Annotated in this window: 17 protein-coding genes and 1 tRNA gene; 10 read left to right on the top strand and 8 right to left on the bottom strand. The window is 71.5% G+C overall.

From position 1 onward, the window contains the following. The 5 genes from ITJ55_RS05345 to ITJ55_RS05325 form a co-directional block, all read right to left on the bottom strand. Nucleotides 1–666, bottom strand: a complete 666-nt coding sequence (locus tag ITJ55_RS05345; protein ID WP_194594756.1) for a response regulator transcription factor — start codon at nt 664–666, stop codon at nt 1–3. A gap of 65 nt (nt 667–731) precedes the next feature. Further along, on the bottom strand, nt 732–1,976 hold the full coding sequence (locus ITJ55_RS05340; RefSeq protein ID WP_194594381.1) for a sensor histidine kinase: 1,245 nt from the start codon (nt 1,974–1,976) through the stop codon (nt 732–734). Nucleotides 1,977–2,017: 41 nt separating this feature from the next. Next, nucleotides 2,018–2,827 (bottom strand): ABC transporter permease, encoded by an 810-nt coding sequence (locus tag ITJ55_RS05335; RefSeq protein ID WP_056257797.1) that lies wholly within the window; start codon nt 2,825–2,827, stop codon nt 2,018–2,020. Next, the gene (locus ITJ55_RS05330) at nt 2,824–3,744 is read right to left on the bottom strand and encodes an ABC transporter ATP-binding protein (protein WP_194594380.1); all 921 of its coding nucleotides are present in this window, start codon (nt 3,742–3,744) and stop codon (nt 2,824–2,826) included. Before ITJ55_RS05330 ends, ITJ55_RS05335 begins: the two co-directional genes overlap by 4 nt. A 119-nt stretch (nt 3,745–3,863) precedes the next feature. Beyond that, nucleotides 3,864–5,066, bottom strand: a complete 1,203-nt coding sequence (locus ITJ55_RS05325; protein ID WP_370544027.1) for a pyridoxal phosphate-dependent aminotransferase — start codon at nt 5,064–5,066, stop codon at nt 3,864–3,866. A gap of 232 nt (nt 5,067–5,298) precedes the next feature. Between ITJ55_RS05325 and ITJ55_RS05320 the strand changes: the two genes are divergently transcribed. The 6 genes from ITJ55_RS05320 (at nt 5,299) to ITJ55_RS05295 (ending at nt 9,011) form a co-directional block, all read left to right on the top strand. Beyond that, a tRNA-Trp gene (locus ITJ55_RS05320) sits at nt 5,299–5,371 on the top strand. An 84-nt stretch (nt 5,372–5,455) separates the two neighbouring features. Next, nucleotides 5,456–5,737, top strand: a complete 282-nt coding sequence (secE, locus tag ITJ55_RS05315) for a preprotein translocase subunit SecE (RefSeq protein ID WP_194594379.1) — start codon at nt 5,456–5,458, stop codon at nt 5,735–5,737. A 97-nt stretch (nt 5,738–5,834) separates the two neighbouring features. Further along, on the top strand, nt 5,835–7,001 hold the full coding sequence (gene nusG / locus ITJ55_RS05310) for a transcription termination/antitermination protein NusG (RefSeq protein ID WP_194594378.1): 1,167 nt from the start codon (nt 5,835–5,837) through the stop codon (nt 6,999–7,001). 112 nt (nt 7,002–7,113) lie between these two features. Beyond that, complete coding sequence (rplK, locus tag ITJ55_RS05305; protein ID WP_123546698.1) at nt 7,114–7,545, top strand: 50S ribosomal protein L11; 432 nt, start codon at nt 7,114–7,116, stop codon at nt 7,543–7,545. 100 nt (nt 7,546–7,645) lie between these two features. After that, complete coding sequence (gene rplA, locus ITJ55_RS05300) at nt 7,646–8,335, top strand: 50S ribosomal protein L1 (protein ID WP_194594377.1); 690 nt, start codon at nt 7,646–7,648, stop codon at nt 8,333–8,335. Nucleotides 8,336–8,471: 136 nt separating this feature from the next. Further along, the gene (locus ITJ55_RS05295) at nt 8,472–9,011 is read left to right on the top strand and encodes a GNAT family N-acetyltransferase (RefSeq protein ID WP_194594376.1); all 540 of its coding nucleotides are present in this window, start codon (nt 8,472–8,474) and stop codon (nt 9,009–9,011) included. A gap of 66 nt (nt 9,012–9,077) precedes the next feature. Here the strand turns inward: ITJ55_RS05295 and ITJ55_RS05290 are convergent, their stop codons facing one another. Then, nucleotides 9,078–10,031: an NADP-dependent oxidoreductase gene (locus ITJ55_RS05290; protein WP_370544025.1), complete on the bottom strand. Its 954-nt coding sequence runs from the start codon at nt 10,029–10,031 to the stop codon at nt 9,078–9,080. Between the two features lie 158 nt (nt 10,032–10,189). Between ITJ55_RS05290 and ITJ55_RS05285 the strand changes: the two genes are divergently transcribed. Then, complete coding sequence (locus tag ITJ55_RS05285; protein WP_194594375.1) at nt 10,190–10,828, top strand: Pr6Pr family membrane protein; 639 nt, start codon at nt 10,190–10,192, stop codon at nt 10,826–10,828. A 59-nt stretch (nt 10,829–10,887) separates the two neighbouring features. On the opposite strand, the gene ITJ55_RS05280 is transcribed toward ITJ55_RS05285, so the two are convergent. Further along, complete coding sequence (locus tag ITJ55_RS05280; RefSeq protein ID WP_370544024.1) at nt 10,888–11,628, bottom strand: YqaJ viral recombinase family protein; 741 nt, start codon at nt 11,626–11,628, stop codon at nt 10,888–10,890. 86 nt (nt 11,629–11,714) lie between these two features. Next, on the bottom strand, nt 11,715–12,905 hold the full coding sequence (locus ITJ55_RS05275) for an ROK family transcriptional regulator (RefSeq protein ID WP_194594374.1): 1,191 nt from the start codon (nt 12,903–12,905) through the stop codon (nt 11,715–11,717). A 217-nt stretch (nt 12,906–13,122) separates the two neighbouring features. Here ITJ55_RS05275 and ITJ55_RS05270 point away from each other — a divergent pair, with 217 nt between their 5' ends. The 3 genes from ITJ55_RS05270 (at nt 13,123) to ITJ55_RS05260 (ending at nt 16,510) form a co-directional block, all read left to right on the top strand. Further along, nucleotides 13,123–13,866 (top strand): sugar phosphate isomerase/epimerase, encoded by a 744-nt coding sequence (locus tag ITJ55_RS05270; protein ID WP_194594373.1) that lies wholly within the window; start codon nt 13,123–13,125, stop codon nt 13,864–13,866. Then, nucleotides 13,863–15,011, top strand: coding sequence for a Gfo/Idh/MocA family protein (locus tag ITJ55_RS05265; protein ID WP_194594372.1), 1,149 nt, complete (start codon nt 13,863–13,865; stop codon nt 15,009–15,011). The genes ITJ55_RS05270 and ITJ55_RS05265 overlap by 4 nt, the downstream gene beginning before the upstream one ends. 173 nt (nt 15,012–15,184) lie before the next feature. Beyond that, nucleotides 15,185–16,510, top strand: a complete 1,326-nt coding sequence (locus ITJ55_RS05260) for an ABC transporter substrate-binding protein (RefSeq protein WP_194594371.1) — start codon at nt 15,185–15,187, stop codon at nt 16,508–16,510. Nucleotides 16,511–16,513 lie beyond the last annotated feature (3 nt).

Below are 16,513 nucleotides of genomic sequence, written 5' to 3'. Positions count from 1 at the left end.
TCAGCCCCGCGGCAGGATGCCGCGCTCGAGGGCCAGCGTGACGGCGCGCGTCCGGTCGCCCACGTCGAGCTTCTCGAACACGTGCAGCAGGTGCGTCTTCACCGTCGCCTCGCCCACGAACAACCGTCGCCCGATCTCGCGGTTCGAGCAGCCCTCGGCCACCAGGGCGAGCACCTCGGTCTCGCGCGGGCTCAGCGGGCTCGAGGGAGGCGCGGGGTCGACTCCGGCCCGGGCCCGGCCGACGAGTCGGGCCGCCATCGCGGGCGCCAGGGCCACCTGCCCCGCGGCGACGGCTCGCAGGCCGGCCAGCAGCTCGTCCTCGGGTGAGGCCTTCAGCAGGTAGCCGCTGGCCCCGACCTCGATCGCCCGCAAGATGTCGTCGTCCGACTCGTAGGTGGTGAGCACCACGACCCGGGTGGACGGGTGCCGTGCCAGGACGGCTTCGGTCGCGCCCACCCCGTCGAGCCCGGGCATGCGGAGGTCCATCACGACCAGGTCGGGCCCGAGCGAGTCGGCCAGGGCGACGGCCTCGTCGCCGTCGCTCGCCTGGCCGACGACGACGAAGTCGTCGGTCGTGGCGAGCAGGGCGGCGATGCCCTGCCGCACGATCGGGTGGTCGTCGGCTACCAGGGTGCGGTGGACGGCCGGGCTCGTCGACGACGCCACGGCGAGCGGTGGTCGCACGCCCTCGACCGCCGTCTCGCCCGATCCGTCGTCCGCCGCCGGCCCGTTCACGCGGTCACCGCCCCGGTCAGCGGGAGGCGGGCGGTGACGACCGTGCCGCCGCCGCCCGACGCGATCTCGAGGTGACCGCCCGACAGGCCCAGCCGTTCGCGCAGTCCGTCGAGGCCGAACCCGGTCGACGCGACCTCGGGGTCGAACCCGGTGCCGTCGTCGGCCACCACCAGCACCGCTGTGCCGGCCGCGGTCGTGAGCGTGACCCGTGCCGTCGGGGACGCACTGTGCTTGCGGACATTGGCCAGCGCCTCCTGGGTGCAGCGCACCAGCACGACCTGCAGGTCGCGGGGCAGCTCGACCTCGGCGGCGTCGATCGTCACCGAGACGCCGCTCTCGCGTGCGAAGCGCTCGCCGAGGCGTCGGAGGGCCGCCGCGACGTCGGTGCCGGCCGGGCCCGACGACGCGGTCGCCGCGACGAGGGTGCGGGCTTCGGTGAGCGCCTCGCGTGCGGCCGTCTCGATGACGTCGAGTCGTTCGAGGGTCGACGCCACGTCACCCGCGACGAGCGTGCCCCGGGTCTGTTGGGTGAGCATCACGACGCCGGTGAGGCTCTGCGCGATCGTGTCGTGGATCTCGCGGGCCAGTCGCTCGCGTTCGGCGCTCGTGCCGGCGTCGCGGTGACGCGCCGCGAGCTCGGCCTGGGCCTCGCGCAGCTCGTCGAGCAGGCGACCCCGCTCGGCGCCGACCCGGGCGATGGTCGTGATCCAGAGCCCGAGCGCGATGCTGAAGACGAGCGAGAGGCCTTCGCTGGTGGCTGCCGTCGCGACGGCCTCGGACGACCACCCGATGCTCACGACGAAGCCGACCGAGATCGCCAGGCAGAGGGCCACGTTGGCCACGATCGCCGAGCGCGGGGTGGGCAGCAGGGTCCAGAGCAGCGGCATCAGGAACGCCTGGACGACCGCGAGCTCGGGCGTGGCACCGACGGCGACGCCCCCGACCACCACGAGGGCGACCGTGGCGGCGACGGAGCGCACCGACAGCCGGCCGTCGTTGCCCCGCACCACCGGGCGGGCGAGCCCGAACCACGCGACCAGCAACAACCCGATGGCGACGAACGACGCCGCGACCCGACCGCTCGACGACGTCGTGGCCAGCACGACCGCCACCACGACCGTCACCGCCAGGCCGGCGTCCCACCAGCGCATCGAGATCGCGGGGCCCGACAGGGCCAGCCACTCGGCCTCGGCCCGGGCCCGCGAACCGCCGCCCCCGTCCGCCTCGCCCGTGCCACCCATGTCGTTCACGCTAGCGGCCGGCGCCGGTCGTGACGGGCGGCTCACGAGTCCTTCCTGATCCAGCGGAAGGTGAGCAGCGACGCGACGGCCCCGGCGACGAGCCAGACCGCCAGCCAGAGGGCCACGCCGGGCAGGTCCCACGAGCCGCCCGCCTCGGCTGCCGAGAAGGTGTCGGGCAGGAAGACGCTCCGCATGCCCTGGGCCAGCCACTTCAGCGGGAACACCGAGGCCACGGTCTGCAGCCAGTCGGGCAGCTGCGTGAACGGCAGGTACACCCCCGAGATGAACTGCAGCACCAGCGTGATCGGCACGATCACGGCGGTGGCGCTCTTGCCGCTGCGGGGGACGCGCGACAGGGCGATGCCGACCAGGGCCGACGTCGCGATGCCGAGCAGGTACACCCAGGCGAGCGTCAGCCACGAGCCCGCCTCGGTCGGTAGCGGCACCCCGAACAGCACGCGGGCCACCAGCACGAGCAGCCCCACCTGCAGCAGGCTCGTCACGAGCACCTGCCCGAACTTGCCGACGAAGTACGACCCGACCGGCAGCGGGGTGCCCGAGAGCCGCTTGAGGGTGCCGTCGCCCCGCTCGAGGGCGATGTCGACGGCGAGGTTCTGCACGCCCGACAAGAGGATGCCCGCGGCGATCATGCCCGGCAGGTAGAACGCGGCGGCCCCCACCTCGGTGCCGTCCGGCCGGGTGCCGAACGAGCCCGACGCGCTGAACGCCGTCGAGAAGATCGCCAGCATCACCACGGGGAACAAGAACGTGAAGAAGACGGTGTCGCCGGCGCGGAAGTACCCCCGCACCTCGTAGCGCGTCCGGCTCAGCCCGAGCGCCAGCGTCCTCACGAGGTCACCCCGGACGAGGAGGCGCGGTGCGCGTCACCGGTGCCCGTCGCGTCCGGCGTCCCGTCCGCCTCCTGCTCGGCGGCGGCGACGAGCCCGAGGTACACGTCCTCGAGCGACGGCCTGATCACCTCGAGCGAGCGGGGCTCGCCGTGCTCGGCGTGCAGGCGGGCGACGACGGCGCCCGGCTCGGAGGTGCGGACGTCGTGCCGTCCGTGCTCGTCGACCCAGGTGACGCGGGGTGTGCGCGCCTCCTCGTCCCCGAGCTCGTCGGGTCGCCCCTCGGCGACGAGACGGCCCCGGGCGACGACGGCGACGCGGTCGCTCAGCTGGGCGGCCTCGTCGAGGTAGTGCGTGGTCAGGACGATGCTCGTGCCGTCGGCCGAGAGCGACCGGATGAGCTGCCAGAACTGCCGCCGGGCCTCGGGGTCGAAGCCCGTGGTCGGCTCGTCGAGGAACAGCAGCTCGGGGCCGCCCACGACGCCCAGCGCCACGTCGACGCGACGCCGCTGCCCGCCGGACAACGAGCGGATGCGCGCACCCGCCTTCGCCTCGAGGCCGACGGCCGCGATCACCTCGTCGACGTCGCGGGGGTTCGGGTAGAAGCCGGCGAAGTGGGCGACCTGCTCACGCACCGTGGCCGTGCCCTGCTCGCCCGAGGTCTGCAGCACGATGCCGAGCCGTGCCTTCCAGTCGAGGCCGCCGTGCTGCGGGTCGACGCCCAGCACCGACACCTCGCCGCCGGACCGGTCGCGGTAGCCCTCGAGGATTTCGATCGTGGTCGACTTGCCGGCGCCGTTCGGCCCGAGCAGGCCGAGGGTCTCACCCGCGGCGACGTCGAACGAGAGGCCGTGCAGGGCCCTGGCGGTGCCGTAGGACTTGGTGAGGTCGCGCACTCGCACGACGGGCTCGGGTGTCATGGGACCAGCGTGCGCCGTCGGGGCTGCGCGCACCAGGCCCGACCGGTCGAGGGAGGGTCCACCGATCGGTGGACCCCGCCGTCAGGAGGCGCGGGTGCGGACCCGCGGACGGGTCGCGGTCACGAGAACAGGCGCTGCAGGCGCTGCACGCCCTCGAGCAGTTCGTCGTCGCCCAGCGCGTACGACAGGCGGAGGTACCCGCTCGGGCCGAACGCCTCGCCGGGCACGGTCGCCACGTCGGCCTGCTCGAGGATGAGGTCGGCGAGCTCGAGCGAGGTGGTGGGCGTGACGCCACCCCACTCGCGCCCGAGCAGGCCCTGCACGTCGGGGTAGACGTAGAAGGCGCCCTCGGGGGTGGGCGTGACGACGCCCTCGATGCGGTTGAGCTCGCGGACGATCGTGCTGCGACGGGCGTCGAAGGCGACGCGCATGGCCTCGACCTCGTCCTGCGGGCCGGTGAGGGCGGCGAGGGCCGCGCGCTGCGACACGTTCGAGACGTTCGACGTGAGGTGCGACTGGAGGTTCGCGGCGCCCTTGATCACGTCGGTCGGACCGACCATCCACCCGACGCGCCAGCCGGTCATCGCGTAGGTCTTGGCGACGCCGTTGACGAGGATCGCCTGGTCGGCCAGCTCGGGCACGGCCTGGGTGATCGACGTCGCCGTGACGCCGTCGTAGGTGAGGTTCTGGTAGATCTCGTCGGTGATCACCCAGACGCCGGCCTCGAAGGCCCAGCGTCCGATCGCCTCGACCTCGTCGGGCGAGTACACCGCGCCGGTGGGGTTCGACGGCGAGCAGAACAGCAGCACCTTGGTGCGCTCGGTGCGTGCGGCCTCGAGCTGCTCGACGGTGACCTTGTAGCCCTGGTCGGCACCGGCGAAGACCTCGACCGTCACACCGCCGGCGAGGGCGATGGCCTCGGGGTAGGTCGTCCAGTACGGCGCGGGCAGCAGGGCCTCGTCGCCGTCGTCGAGCAGGGCCTGGAACGCCTGGTAGACGGCCTGCTTGCCACCGTTCGTGACGATGACCTGCGAGGTCGACGCCTGCGTGCCGCTGTCGCGCAGGGTCTTCTCGACGATCGCCTCGCGCAGCTCGAGCAGGCCGGCCGCCGCCGAGTAGCGGTGGTTGCGCGGGTCGCGCGCGGCGACGACGGCCGCCTCGACGATGTGGTCGGGGGTGGGGAAGTTCGGCTCGCCGGGGCCGTAGCTGATGATCGGGCGGCCCTCGGCCACCAGCGACTTGGCCTTCGCGTCGACGGCCAGCGTGGCCGATTCGGCGATCGACGAGATACGGGACGAGAGACGGCGCACGGTCGGGGTCACGCGGTCGAGCCTAGCGGTGCGGTCCCCTCGTCGGACGGGTGGCGACCGACCGCGTCCGACCACCCGGCACCGCGTGGCTTTGCACCGGCCCGCCGCTTCGCCTACACTTGACGAGGCGATCGAATGCGCCAAGCTTCAGCGCGCCTCTGCAGTCCGGTTCACCAACGACCGGCGGTGAGAGGCAGGCCCCCCGGGGCCGACCGAGAGGTCATCTGGACGGCGTCGATCCCATAGGGCGGTGGCTCAATTGGTAGAGCAGCGGTCTCCAAAACCGCAGGTTGCAGGTTCGAGTCCTGTCCGCCCTGCAGCCCGGCTGTGTTCCTCATGACACGGTGATCACACACAGATACGGACACAGGCCCACGGGCCGAGCTCGGAAGGTCGGAACAGTGGCGAGAAAAGACGTTGACGTCCCCAGTGAAGACGTCGTCGACAAGGCGAAGAGCGACAGCGCGACGCGCCGTAGCCCCTTCGCCCGCATCGCGTTGTTCATCCGTCAGGTGATCGCCGAGCTCAAGAAGGTCGTCACCCCGACCCGCAAAGAGCTGTTCAGCTACACCGGCGTCGTGCTGGTCTTCGTGGTCATCATGATGGCCCTCGTCTCGCTGCTCGACCTGGTGTTCGGCACCGGCGTCGGGTACGTCTTCGGCAACGGTCCGACCGGCAGCTGACGTCGAGCCGCCGGCGCGACATCCCGAGCACCACGTGCGACCGGGGCCCGTGCCACCGAGCACGAGCACCCGACAACCCCGATCGAAAGAAGAACCATTGCCTGACAACGAGCGCGACGACATCGACCTCGCCACCGCTGCCGAGCAGTCCTCCGAGGTCGAAGAGGCCCAAGAGGGCGGCACGTTGGCCGCCGACGAGGACGCCGTCGAGCCCGCCGAGACCGAGGCCCTCTCGATCGTCGACGAGGGCGACGCCGGCTCGACCGACACGAGCGACCTCGACGGCCTGCTCGACACGCTCGCCGAGGCGCGCGACCCCGAGGCCGACGCGATCGTCGACGACGCGCTCGACGTCGACGACGAGTTCGAGGCCGAGGCCGCCGTCGAGGCGACCGACGACGAGGCCGACTCCGAGGCCGAGCAGGCCGCCGACGAGGGCGACGCCACCGCGGCGAACGCCGTCATCGCCGAGGCCGAGCAGTCCGTCCAGGCCACCGACGAGGGCGAGGCCACCACAGCCGACGCCGTCGTGGTGGTCCCCGAGGCCGAGCAGTCCGTCCAGGACGCCGACGCCGAGATCGCGCACGACGACGTCGACGTCGACGTGTCGGCCACCGAGGTCGAGGACGACGAGCCGGCCGAGGTCGACCCGTACGAGGCCTTCCGCTACGAGCTGCGCGGCAAGCCCGGCAAGTGGTACGTCATCCACTCGTACGCCGGCTTCGAGCGTCGCGTGAAGCAGAACATCGAGAACCGCATGGTCTCCATGACCATGGAGGACTACATCTACCAGGTCGAGGTCCCGATGGAGGACGTCGTCGAGATCAAGAACGGTCAGCGCAAGCTCGTCACCCGCGTGCGCATCCCCGGCTACGTGCTCGTCCGTCTCGACCTCAACGAGGACAGCTGGTCCGTCGTCCGTCACACCCCCGGTGTCACGGGCTTCGTGGGCAACGCGCACAACCCGACGCCGCTGCGCTTCGAAGAGGCCTTCAACATGCTGAAGAGCCTCGTCCAGGTCGACACCACCCCGGCTCCGGCCAAGGGCGGCGCCAAGGGCGGCAAGCAGGCCCAGCGCGTCATCCCCGCCGAGGTCGACTTCGAGATCGGCGAGACGATCACGATCAAAGAGGGGTCGTTCGCCGGACTTCCCGGTACGATCAACGAGATCAAGCCCGAGAGCGGCAAGCTCACCGTGCTGGTCTCGCTGTTCGAGCGCGAGACGCCGGTCGAGCTCAGCTTCGACCAGGTCACGAAGCTCTAGCAGGCAGACACGCCTCCACAGGTTTTCAGATCACCGGAGTCCGCGCCGCGGACCACCGGGAGAGCAGGTCGCGACCGCGACCGGTTCGAACCCCAGAAGAAGGAAAAGAACAATGGCACCGAAAAAGAAGGTCACGGGTCTGATCAAGCTTCAGATCAACGCCGGCGCCGCGAACCCCGCACCGCCCATCGGCCCGGCCCTGGGTCAGCACGGCGTGAACATCATGGAGTTCTGCAAGGCGTACAACGCGGCCACCGAGTCGCAGCGCGGCAACGTCGTGCCCGTCGAGATCACCGTGTACGAAGACCGTTCGTTCACGTTCGTCCTCAAGACCCCGCCCGCCGCCGAGCTCATCAAGAAGGCCGCCGGCGTCGCCAAGGGCTCGTCGACCCCGCACACCGACAAGGTCGGCAAGCTCACCATGGACCAGGTCCGCGAGATCGCCACGACCAAGCAGGCCGACCTCAACGCCAACGACATCGACGCCGCGGCGAAGATCATCGCCGGCACCGCCCGCTCCATGGGCATCACGGTCGACGCCTAAGCAGCACCCCTCCGTGCAGGCGACCCGCCTGCACGACCCAGACACCAGTGGGAGAGCCGGCCAGGCTCGCTACCACGTCCCCAGTACGAAGAGGTCCAACATGGCTCAGAAGTCCAAGGCGTACCGCGCCGCTGCCGAGAAGATCGAGGCAGGCAAGTTCTACAGCACCAGCGAGGCCGTCGCCGTCGCTCGTGAGACCGGTTCGAAGAAGTTCGACTCGACCGTCGAGGTCGCGCTGAAGCTCGGCGTCGACCCCCGCAAGGCCGACCAGATGGTGCGCGGCACCGTCATCCTGCCGCACGGCACGGGCAAGACCGCCCGCGTCATCGTCTTCGCGACGGGTGCGGCCGCCGAGGCCGCCATCGCGGCCGGTGCCGACGAGGTCGGTGGCGACGAGCTCATCGAGAAGGTCGCCGGCGGTTACACGTCGTTCGACTCGGCCGTCTCGACCCCCGAGCTCATGGGCAAGGTCGGTCGTCTCGGCAAGGTGCTCGGCCCCCGTGGCCTCATGCCCAACCCGAAGACCGGCACCGTGACCCCCAACGTCGCGCAGGCCGTCAACGACATCAAGGGCGGAAAGATCGAGTTCCGTGTCGACAAGCACGCGAACGTCCACTTCGTCATCGGCAAGGCCGGCTTCACCGAAGAGCAGCTGAACACCAACCTCGACGCCGCCCTCGACGAGGTCGTCCGCCTCAAGCCGTCCTCGTCCAAGGGCCGCTACATCACCAAGGGCACGCTGTCGACGACCTTCGGTCCCGGCATCCCCCTCGACATCAACGTCTTCTAGGTCGCACCGACCCGCAGGCGTCCCGTCGCACGAAGGCCGTCCCACTCTCGAGTGGGGCGGCCTTCGTCGTGCCACCGGGCGACCACGTCAGACCACCCGGTCGGGTGAGGAGGCGCGGGTGGGGCACCATGGGCAGATGACCGTCACCGTGCGCCCCGCCACCCCGTCCGACGCCGCCCTGCTCGCCGAGGTCGCGGCGGTGACCTTCCCCCTCGCCTGCCCGCCCGGCTCCGACCTCGCCGACATCGCCCACGTCGTCACGACCGTGCTCTCGGAAGAGGCCTTCGCGCGGTACCTCGCGGACGACTCGCGCATCGTCCTGCTGGCCGTCGACCCGACGACCGTGGGCGCCGCCCTGGGGTACAGCATGATGGTCACGGGCGACCCTGACGACGCCGACGTCTCGGCCGTCGTGGCCTCGCGGCCCACCGTCGAGCTGAGCAAGTTCTACGTCATGCCGCAGGGTCACGGCACGGGCACGGCGTCGACGCTGATGGCCGCGACCATCGAGGCAGCCCGCGCGACCGGCGCCTCCTCGGTGTGGCTGGGCGTCAACCAGCAGAACGAGCGGGCGCTGCGCTTCTACGCCAAGCACGGCCTCGAGCGCGTGGGCACGAAGACCTTCGCCCTCGGCGACGACCTTCAGCAGGACTTCGTCCTCGAGCTGCGGCTCTAGGCGTCGCCGGGTCGGTGCGCCGGCTCGGTCGGCGCGCCGGCCGCGCCGGCCGGGGCGGCCGACGCGTCAGGCGGCCTCGGTGTCGTCGGCGACGCGCAGGACGAGCTTGCCGCGGGTGTGCGACCGCTCGAGACGCGTGTGGGCCTCGCACGCGTCGGCCAGGTCGTAGACCTCGTCGACGTAGACGCGCACGTCGCCCGAGTCGAGCAGCCGCGAGATGATCGCCAGGGTCGCCCCGTCCGGTGAGACCGCGAAGCCCGTCGAGCGGGTGCCGGCCCTGGCCGCCTTCTCGGCGAACGCGGCGCCCGAGGCCATCGGGGCGTGGACGGCCAGACCGCCGGGCCGCAGCAGCCGCAGCGCGCGGTCGGCCTCGGCGTCGTCGTCGAGCAGGTTGATGACGACGTCGACCTGGCGGACGCTGCGGTCGACGTCGGCGGCACCGTAGTCGACGACCTCGGCGGCCCCGAGCTCCCGCAACCAGGCCGAGTTCGCGTGCGAGCCGGTGGCGACGACGTGCGCGCCGAAGTACGAGGCGAACTGCACGGCGAAGTGACCCACGCCGCCGGCCCCGGCGTTGATCAGCAGGCGCTGCCCCTCGTGGGCCTTGGCGACGTCGACGACCATGCCCCAGGCGGTGAGTGCCGCGAGGGGCACGGCGGCTGCCTCGACGTGCGACAGCGCGGCGGGCTTCCGGGCCACCGACAGCGACGGGACGCTGATGTACTCGGCGTAGCTGCCGCCCGAACGCGGGCACGGGGCCATGCCGTAGACGGCGTCGCCGGGGCGCAGCGGGTGGGCCGCGTACGGCGTCTCGACGACGACGCCGCTGAAGTCGTGACCGAGCACGGCCGGGAACGACGGGATGGCCTCGCTGTCGCCACGCCCGGCACGGGTCTCGAGGTCGAACCGGTTGACACCGGCGGCGACGACGCGCACGAGCACCTCGGCGTTCACCCGCTGCGGGTAGGGCACGTCGGCGGCGACGAGCTGCTCGGGCCCCCCGGTCCTCTCGATCACCATGGCACGCATCGTCGTGTGCGTCGTCGTGTGCATCGTCGGCCCCTGTCGGCTCGGTGCGCCGTGGCTCCGGCGCGGTGGTGACGCCAGTCAACGGGACGCATGAGTCACCCGTGTTTCGCGGGTGTCACCGACCGGGAAACGATGGGTACGGTGTGCTCATGAGAGCATCGGTCGCCGTCCTGCGCGTCGCCGCGGCCGTGGCGGTCCTCGTGGCGGTCGTCAGCCAGTGGGAGAACAGCCTGCGTGACCCCGGGTACCGCTTCGTCGACTTCTTCGGCTACTTCACGATCCAGAGCAACCTGATCGTGCTGCTCGCCCTGCTGGTCGGGGCCTTCACGGTCCTGCGCCGGACGCCTCCGCCCCGGTGGACCGTCGCGCTGCGCGCCGGGGCGACCACCTACATCGCCCTGACCGGGCTGGTCTTCAACCTGGTCCTCGCCGGCATGCCCTCGACCGACCCGTACACGCTCGGCTGGGCGAGCGACGTGTTCCACCGGGTGATCCCGCTGTACGTCGTGCTCGACTGGATCGTGTTCGCCGACCGCGACCGCCAGCCGTGGCGGCGGGTGTGGCAGTTCTTGGCGTTCCCGCTGGTCTGGGTGGTCGTCGTCCTGGCCCGGGGCGCGGATTTCGTGCCGTACCCCTTCTTGGACGTGGCGACGCTCGGTGGCGGCACCGTCGCCCTCTGGTGCGTCGGCATCACCGTCGCGGTCAGCGTGATCGGAGCCCTCGTCGTGGCGGCCTCACGCCTGAGGCTGCTCGACCCCGACCGCCCGGCGACCCCGCACGGCACCTGACGGGGCGGCGGGCCTCAGCGCAACGGGTCTGAGCACAACGGGCCTCAGCGCAGCGGATCTCAGCGCAGCGGGTCGTACGGAGGCGGTTCGTACGCCTCGTAGGCGTCGAACGGCGGCGGTGCCGACGTCGACGCCCGGCCGCCGGGGGCGAACGGGTCGACGGGGGCCTGCCGGGCGAGCGTGTCGAGCACCTGGTCGGCGAGGGACACCAGGCGGTGGATCTCGTCTTCGTCGCGTTCGACCCAGCGGCACTGCGGGTCGCCGTGGACGGGCACGAAGTCCGCGTGCTGCTCCCACACCACGAGCGTGCGTTCGGCCCCGAGCACGTACTGCTGCCAGGCGACCTGGCGCAGGTACGAGCGGGGGATCGACGACCAGGCCTTCTTCGTCGTCTTGATCTCGCAGAGCTCGACGGTGCCGTCGGCGCGGACGGTCACCCCGTCGGGCGTGGCCAGGTGCCGCGGCTGGCCGGACGCGTGGAAGAGCTTCTGGCTGGCCTCGATGCCGTGGCGCTGCAGCACCCACCGCGCGATCTCGGGCTCGCGCGCCCGGCCGTGGTCGGTGTAGGCGTTGCCGCCGAAGCCGTTGCCGTAGAGCTTGTCGAGCACGACGGCCTGCACGGCGCGGGGGCTCGAGAGCCGGGCGACGTCGGTGGCCGTGATGCCCTGGCTGCGGGCCCGCAGCCAGGCGATGCGGTCGGAGGAGTCGGCCAGCACGCGGGACAGGTGCGCAGGAGGCGCGGTGGGGGTCGTCGGCTCGTCGTCGTCCCACAGGGCGAGCATGGGCTGGACGACGGTCATGGTGACCATTGTCCCTCGTGACGGGCGCGAGGACGACACCCGCGCCTCCCCGTGTCGCGGTCGAGGTGCGCGACGGGCGCCGTCGGTCAGACCGCGGCCGCGAGCTCGTCGATGGCGGCGGGGGAGAGCGCGTGGTGGATGGCCAGCATGCTGGCGCCCATCAGGCCGGCCCGGTCGCCCGCCCGCGACGGGACGATGCTCAGGTGCTCGGTCGCGAGCGGCATCGAGCGCTGGTAGACGACCTCGCGGACGCCCGCCAGCAGGTGCTCGCCGGCCTGGGCCATCGAACCGCCGATCGCGATGACCGACGGGTTGATCATGTTGACGCAGGCAGTGAGCACCTCGCCGAGGTCGCGCCCCGCCTGCCGGACGGCCTGCACCGCGTCGAGGTTGCCCGCGCGGACCAGCTCGACGACCTGGCGGCCCCCCTCGCAGTCGTGACCCAGGGCCCGCAGCGAGGCGGCGAGGGCCGGGCCCGAGGCGACGGCCTCGAGGCACCCGACGTTGCCGCAGTGGCACACGACCCCGGCCCCGCGCGGGATCTGCACGTGGCCGATGTCGCCGGCGATGCCCTGGGCCCCCCGCTGCAGGCGCCCGCCCGAGATGATGCCCGAGCCGATGCCAGTGGCCACCTTGACGAACAGGAAGTGGTCGGTGCTCGGCCACGCGTGGCTGCGCTCGCCGAGGGCCATGATGTTGACGTCGTTGTCGACGAGGACGGGCACGTCGAGGTGGCGGCGCACCCAGCCCGGCACGTCGAAGCCGTCCCAGCCGGGCATGATCGGCGGGTTGACCGGTCGGCCCGTGCCGAACTGGACGGGGCCGGGCAGGCCGATGCCGACGCCGATGAGGTCGTCGCGCGTGCGTCCCAGCCGGTCGAGCAGTGCGTCGGCTCCGGTCACCATGCCGCCCAGGGTGGTCTCGGGACCGTCGGCGATGTCGATCAGGCTGCGGTCGCTGATCAGCTCGACGCCCATCAGGTCGGTGAGGGCGAGGTTGACGTGGCCGGCCCCGAAGTCGGCGGCGAGGACCACGCGGGCCGAGGGGATGAGGGCGACCCGCGAGGGCGGCCGGCCGCCGGTCGAGACGGCGTCGGCGAAGGGGCCCACGAGGCCGAGTTCGGCGAGGACGTCGAGGCGCAGGCCGATGGTCGACCGGGCGAGGCCGGTCATCGCCGCCAGCTCGGCCCGGGTGCGCGGTGCGCCGTCGCGGAGCAGCTGGAAGATCTCGCTGGCTCCGGTGCTGCCGAGGGCAGACGACCGCGTCGTGTCGGACATGGCAGCAGTAAACCACAGGCCTCGACGACGGCCGAGAGAACCCCGCCGAGAAAACGGCGACTTTTGCTTGCGGGTCGACAGAAGCGGTCCTATGGTGAGTCTCGGTCGACGCCGACCGCCACTCTTCCGGGGGTGACCGGTCGACGGCTCGACCGCAGAGAGTCCCCGACGGTGCCCGTCACCGCCGCACATCCACTCGGAAGAGGAGACACCCCTGGTGACCACCGCAAGCCCGATCTCGGTCCAGCTCTACACGGTCAGAGACGCCATCGCCGCCGACCTGCCCGGCACCCTGAAGCGCATCGCCGACCTCGGCTACACCCAGGTCGAGCCCTACGCCTTCGTCGACCGCGTCGACGAGTACGCCGAGGCCCTGCCGGCCGCCGGGCTCACCGCGCCCAGCGCGCACGTCGGCCTGATCGGCAAGGACCTCGAACCGATCTTCGCCGCCGCCACCCGTCTCGGCGTCGGCACGATCATCGACCCGCACATCGACGAGACCCGCTGGGTGACCCGCGAGGACGTCGAGGCGATCGCCGCGGAACTCGGCGAGATCGCCGACGCGGCCGCCGCCCACGACCTGAGGATCGGCTACCACAACCACGCCTTCGAGCTCGAGAACCTGATCGACGGCACCCCCGCCCTCGAGGTGTTCGCCGCGGCCCTGCCCGCGAACGTCGTGCTCGAGATCGACACCTACTGGGTCGAGGTCGGCGGCGTCGACGCGGCCGAGCTGCTGGCTCGCCTGGGCGACAAGGTGCAGTTCCTGCACGTCAAGGACGGCCCGAAGAACAAGAACGACGTCGAGCAGGTCGCCGTGGGGCGTGGCTCGATGCCCGTCCGCGACATCCTGCAGGCGGCCCGCCAGGCCACGCCCGTCGTCGAGCTCGACGACCACGCCGGTGACGTGTTCACCGCGCTCGCCGACAGCCTCGAGTTCCTCCAGGGGGTGCGCGCGTGAGCGACGTGACCACCGCCTCCCGACCCGCCGTCGCCTCCGACGGCAGGACCGGCCCGGTCGGCGTCGGCGTCATCGGCGCCGGCGTGATCAGCGACCAGTACCTCGGCAACCTGACGCAGTTCCCCGACCTGAAGGTGCTGTTCGTCGCCGACATCGACCAGGACCGTGCGGCGGCCCAGGCCGAGAAGTGGGGCGTGCCCGGCAGCGGCACGGTCGACGAGCTGCTCGCCCTCGACGACGTCGAGATCGTCGTCAACCTGACGATCCCCGCGGCCCACGTCGAGGTCGCCCTGAAGGCCGTGGCCGCGGGCAAGCACGTCTGGGGGGAGAAGCCCTACGCGCTCGACCGCGAGAGCGGCGCCCGGCTGCTGGCTGCTGCGAAGGAGGCCGGCGTCCGCGTGGCCGTCGCGCCCGACACCTTCCTCGGCGCCGGGCTGCAGACGGGCCTCCGCGTCGTCGCACGCGGCGACATCGGAACCCCGCTGACCGGACTGGCGCTCTTCCAGGTGCCCGGGCCCGAGTCGTGGCACCCGAGCCCCGAGTTCTTGTTCGCCCACGGCGCCGGCCCCATGTTCGACGTCGGCCCGTACTACCTGACCACCCTCGTGCAGGTCTTCGGCCCCGTCGCCAAGGTCACGGCCACGGCCTCGAAGGCGCGCGACAGCCGCGTGATCGGCTCGGGCCCGAAGGCCGGCACGGTGTTCCCCGTCGAGGTGCCGACGCACGTCAGCGCCCTGTTGCAGTTCGAGAGCGGGGCGAGCGCCCAAGCCGTGTTCAGCTTCGACTCGAAGCTGGCCCGGGCCGGCTTCGTCGAGATCGCCGGCACCGAGGGCACGGCGGTGTTCCCCGACCCGAACGAGTTCGAGGGCGACACGACGGTCCACACCGGCACCGACGAACCGGCCGTCGTCGCCGCGACGGGGTCGACCTTCACGCGCGGCACCGGCGTCGCCGAGCTGGCCCAGGCGATCCGCGAGGGCCGCCGCGAACGCGTGCCCGGCGAACTCGCCTTCCACGTCCTCGACGTCATGGTGTCGCTCGCCGAGTCCGCCGAGCGCGACGAGAGCGTCCGCGTCGAGTCGACCCTCGAACCGACGCCCGAACTGCCCGAGAGCTGGGACCCTTCCGTCCCGACCCTCGGCTGACCCGGTGCGGTGCCGGCGCCTCCTCGACGCCGGCACCGCGCCTCCTCACCCACCCCCGAGCGCACCACCCGCACGACCCGCACCATCGGCACGACACCGCACCACGAACCCCGCACCACCCCTTCCCTCACTCGATGAAGAGAAATCTCGAAGAAGAGACACCAGGAGAAGTCATGAACACGAAGTTCCGTTGGCTCGCCGCCCTCGCGGTCGGAGCCCTCTCGGTCGGATCGATGACCGCCTGCAGCGCCTCGGGCGGCAGCGGCGACTCCGACACGATCACCTACTGGGCCAGCAACCAGGCCCCGACGGTCGAGAAGGACGCCGAGATCCTGCAGGAGAGCATCGACCGCTACACCGAGGAGACCGGGGTCAAGGTCGACCTCGAGGTCATCCCGTGGTCCGACCTCTACAACCGCATCCTCACCGCCGTCTCGAGCGGTGAGGGCCCCGACGTCCTGAACATCGGCAACACCTGGGCGGTGTCGCTGCAGTCGAGCGGCGCGTTCGTGCCGTGGGAGGGCGACGCCCTCGACGCGGTCGGCGGTCAGGACCGCTTCGTGCAGTCCAGCTTCGCCACCGGCGGCGCCGAGGGCCAGGCGCCGACGTCGATCCCGCTGTACGGGCTCTCGTACTCGCTGTACTACAACACGAAGATGTTCGAGGCGGCCGGCATCACGACCCCGCCCGCCACCTGGGACGAGTTCGTCGAGGACGCCAAGAAGCTGACGGTGGACACCGACGGTGACGGCACCATCGACCAGTGGGGCGTCACGATGGCCGGGTCGAGCATCTCGAACAACTCGCACCAGGCGTTCGTCCGCGGCCTGCAGAACGACGGAGCGCTCTACGACTCCGACGGCAACCCGGACTTCGGCAACGACGGCGTCGTCACCGGCGTCAAGGAGTGGGTCGACCTGATGGCCGTCGACAAGGTGGTCTCGCCCTCGGACGCCGAGAGCGTGAACGGCTCCGACATGGCCGCGACCTTCGCCGACGGCAAGGCCGCGATGTTCTTCGACCAGGCACCCGACGCGAACCTCGCCGCCCGTGACTTCACGGACTACGCCGCCGCGCCCGTGCCGATGGAGTCCGCCGACGCCACCGGGCTGCTGGGCACCCAGAGCCACGTGGCCGGCATCAACATCAGCGTGTTCGAGAACAGCGACAACAAGGACGCCGCGATCGACTTCGTCAAGCACCTGACGAGCGACTCCGAGCAGGTCTACCTCAACGAGTCGTTCAGTTCGCTGCCCGTGGTCACGAGCGCCTACGACGACCCGGCGTTCCAGTCGGACACCATCAAGCTGAAGCAGGTCACGCTCGCCGACCACGCCCAGCCCATGCCCCTCTACCCCTCCGAGGGGCAGATGGAGACCTTGGTCGGCACCGCGATCAAGAACCTCCTCGCCACCGCAGCCCAGGGCGGTTCCGTCAGCGAGTCCGACGTGAAGTCGGCCCTCGAGGACGCGAACAGCCAGATGAGCTCGGGTCAGTAGCCC

Origin of the sequence: Frigoribacterium sp. VKM Ac-1396 (genome assembly GCF_015350895.1) — a bacterium.
Classification (GTDB): Bacteria; Actinomycetota; Actinomycetes; order Actinomycetales; family Microbacteriaceae; genus Frigoribacterium.
The sequence above is the reverse complement of the archived record's forward strand: the minus strand, read 5'-3'. Positions and strand labels throughout refer to the sequence as shown.